The 2,140-nt window shown below is 59.3% G+C and carries 2 protein-coding genes; one reads left to right on the forward strand and one right to left on the reverse strand.

The features are described from left to right. Positions 1-153, forward strand: a 153-nt coding sequence (locus BKD70_RS22600) for a ferritin-like domain-containing protein (RefSeq protein WP_305879749.1), incomplete at its 5' end; no start/stop codon positions are given. A 67-nt stretch (positions 154-220) separates the two neighbouring features. On the opposite strand, the gene uvrA is transcribed toward BKD70_RS22600, so the two are convergent. After that, the coding region (gene uvrA, locus BKD70_RS22605) for an excinuclease ABC subunit UvrA (RefSeq protein ID WP_070415436.1) at positions 221-2,140 on the reverse strand (1,920 nt) is incomplete at its 5' end.

A 2,140-nucleotide genomic window follows, 5' to 3' on the forward strand; every position in this document is an offset into this window, starting at 1 on the left:
GAGCTTTGCGAACAGCACAACGACTATGTCACCCGGGAAATATTGCGGGTGCAGTTGAATGACACCGAAGAAGATCACACCTACTGGCTGGAAAAGCAGTTGGGCCTGATCAAGTTGATCGGCCTGGAAAATTACCTGCAATCGCAGTTCTGATTCCCGGCTATAAAAAAGCCCCCGTCACCGCAAAGTGGCAGGGGCTTTTTATTGGGCGATGAAAAAATCAGGCCCTGTCGCGTTCCAGCAACGGTTTCAAGTAGTAACCGGTGTGCGATTGAGGCATTTCGGAAACCTGCTCCGGAGTGCCCACTGCGATGATCTGGCCACCCTTAGAACCACCTTCTGGCCCCAGGTCTACCAGCCAGTCGGCAGTCTTGATCACATCAAGGTTGTGCTCGATCACCACCACGGTATTGCCGTGGTCCCGCAAGCGGTGCAGTACGTCCAGCAACTGCTGGATATCCGCGAAGTGCAGGCCAGTGGTCGGCTCATCGAGGATATACAAGGTTTTGCCGGTATCACGCTTGGACAGCTCGCGAGACAGCTTGACCCGCTGCGCCTCGCCACCCGACAGCGTGGTCGCTGACTGCCCCAGCTTGATGTACGACAGGCCCACATCCATCAGCGTCTGCAGCTTGCGCGCCAGCGCCGGCACTGCGTCGAAGAACTCGCGAGCTTCCTCGATCGTCATTTCCAAGGTCTCGTGGATGCTCTTGCCCTTGTACTTGATCTCCAGGGTCTCGCGGTTGTAGCGCTTGCTCTTGCACACATCGCACGGCACGTAGATGTCCGGCAGGAAGTGCATTTCCACCTTGATCAGGCCATCGCCCTGGCACGCTTCACAGCGGCCGCCCTTGACGTTGAACGAGAAGCGGCCCGGCCCATAACCCCGTGAGCGCGACTCTGGCACGCCAGCGAACAACTCACGGATAGGGGTAAACAGCCCGGTGTAGGTGGCTGGGTTGGAGCGAGGCGTACGCCCAATCGGGCTCTGGTCGATGTCGACCACCTTGTCCAGATGTTCCAGGCCCTTGATGCTGTCGTGAGCCGCCGCTTCCAGGGTGGTCGCGCCATTCAGGGCGGTGGCACTCAGTGGGAACAGGGTGTTGTTGATCAGCGTCGACTTGCCCGAACCGGAAACACCGGTCACGCAGGTCAGCAGGCCCAGCGGAATCTCCAGGTCGACATTGCGCAGGTTGTTCCCGCGCGCGCCCTTGAGATGCAGCGCCATCTTCTTGTTACGCGGCGTTCGCTTGGCGGGTACTTCAATCTTCACACGCCCCGACAAGTATTTGCCGGTCAGTGAATCAGGATGTGCCATCACCTCGGCAGGCGTGCCTTCAGCAACGATATGGCCACCATGCACGCCCGCGCCGGGGCCGATATCGACCACGTAGTCCGCCAGGCGGATAGCGTCTTCATCATGCTCCACCACGATCACGGTATTGCCGATATCGCGCAGGTGTTTCAGCGTGCCCAGCAGGCGGTCGTTATCTCGTTGGTGCAAGCCAATCGAAGGCTCGTCGAGGATATACAGCACGCCCACAAGGCCCGCGCCGATCTGGCTGGCCAGGCGAATGCGCTGTGCCTCACCGCCAGACAGGGTATCGGCACTGCGGTCCAGCGACAGATAGTCCAGGCCCACGTTGACCAGGAACTGCAACCGCTCGCGAATCTCCTTGAGGATCTTGTCGGCAATTTCGCCACGACGACCGGTCAGCTTCAGCACGCCAAAGTATTCACAGGCATCGCCGATCGGCAGGTTGGTTACTGCAGGCAAGGTCTTCTCGCCCACCCATACATGCCGGGCTTCACGGCGCAGGCGCGTGCCACGGCAATCCGGGCATGGCTGTGTGCTGAGGAACTTCGCCAGCTCCTCGCGCACGCTCGCCGATTCGGTTTCGCGGTAACGGCGTTCCAGGTTCGGCACGATGCCTTCGAACGGGTGCGAGCGCTTGACGATATCACCGCGATCGTTCAGGTATTTGAAGTCGACATTCTGCGAACCGCTGCCATTTAGAATGACCTTCTGCTGGTCTGCCGGGAGTTGGTTGAACGGTACTTCCAGGCTGAACTTGTAGTGGGAGGCCAACGACCCAAGCATCTGGAAGTAGTAGACGTTACGTCTGTCCCATCCGCGTAT

The organism is Pseudomonas sp. BS-2016 (assembly GCF_001806145.1).
GTDB lineage: Bacteria > Pseudomonadota > Gammaproteobacteria > Pseudomonadales > Pseudomonadaceae > Aquipseudomonas > Aquipseudomonas lundensis.